At 77.0% G+C, this 1,296-nt stretch carries 2 protein-coding genes; both read left to right on the top strand.

Annotated features, from left to right (window positions below):
• The coding region (locus KBX39_RS31395; RefSeq protein WP_210874037.1) for a PP2C family protein-serine/threonine phosphatase at positions 1-788 on the top strand (788 nt) is incomplete at its 5' end.
• On the top strand, positions 785-1,296 hold a 512-nt coding region (locus KBX39_RS31390; RefSeq protein ID WP_210874035.1), incomplete at its 3' end, for a cobalamin-dependent protein. The genes KBX39_RS31395 and KBX39_RS31390, both read left to right, overlap by 4 nt.

Below are 1,296 nucleotides of genomic sequence, written 5' to 3'. Positions count from 1 at the left end.
CCGTACAGCTCGGCGCCGCGCTGGCCGCCGCCGAGCTGTACGGCGAGCAGGCCCACCTGGCGCGCGTGCTGCAGAACAGCCTGCTCCCGCCGGAACTGCCGCGCCTGCCCGGGATGACGCTCGCCGGCGGTTACCGCGCCGCCGGGGACAGCCTGCGCATCGGCGGGGACTTCTACGACGTGTTCCCCACCGGCGAGGGCGGCCTCCTCGCGCTCGGCGACGTCTGCGGCAAGGGCGTCGGCGCGGCAGTGCTGACCGGCCGGGTACGCCAGTCGCTGCAGACGCTGCGCCTCGTCGAGCAGCGTCCCCGGGAACTGCTGGAGCTGCTCAACCGGGCGCTGCTGGACGCGCCGGACGCCGCCCGCCGGGCCCAGTTCACGACGCTCCTGCTCGGCGCGGTCCGCCGCGAGCCCGGCGGCGGGCTGCGGGTCCGGGTGGCCGGCGGCGGGCACCCCGCCCCGCTCGTCGCCCGCGCCGGCGGCGGGATCGAGACCGTCCGGGTGGGCGGCATGCCGGTGGGCGCGCTCACCGACGCGCGGTTCGTCGACGCCGAGGTACGGCTGGCGCCGGGCGACCTGCTGCTGGCGTACACCGACGGGGTGACCGAGGCCCGGGGCGGCCCGACCGAGCTGGCCATGTTCGGCGAGGACCGGTTGCGCCAGGCGGTCGCCTCCGGTGCCGGGCTCCCGCCGGCCGCGCTCGTGGAGCGGGTGCTCCAGCTCGTCGACGAGTGGCTGGACGGGCAGCCGCACGACGACATCGCCATGCTGGCGCTGGCCGCCGGGTGAGCCCGGAGCGCCGGATCGGGCCGGAGACGCTCGCCGCCTATCTCGATCACCTGGACCGGGCCGACCGGGCCGGCGCGATCGCGCTGGCGCAGGAACTGCTCGCCGACGGCGTGCCGGTCGCGGACATCCTGGTGGACCTCGTCGCGGTGGCGCAGCAGGAGATCGGCCGCCGCTGGCTCACCGGTTCCTGGAGCGTGGCCCAGGAGCACGCCGCCACCCATGTCAGCGAACTCGTGGTCGGCGCGGTGGGCGCGACGATCGGCGCACCGCGACGTGGGCACGTGGTGATGGCCTGCGTCGAGGGCGAGTGGCACGCGCTGGCCGCCCGGATCGTCGCCGAGGTGGTCCGGGCGGCCGGCTGGCGGGTGACGTTCCTGGGCGCCAGCGTGCCGGCCCGGCACCTGGTCTCCTACCTGCACCAGACCGGCCCGGACGCGGTACTGCTGAGCTGCGTGCAGCCGAACCGGCTGGTCCGGGCGGCGCGGATGGTGGAGGCGAGCCGCGCGGC

This window comes from Micromonospora sp. D75, assembly GCF_018070405.1.
Taxonomy (GTDB): Bacteria; Actinomycetota; Actinomycetes; order Mycobacteriales; family Micromonosporaceae; genus Micromonospora; species Micromonospora chalcea.
Note: the sequence above shows the minus strand (reverse complement) of the source record. Positions and strands in the feature narration are given on the sequence as shown.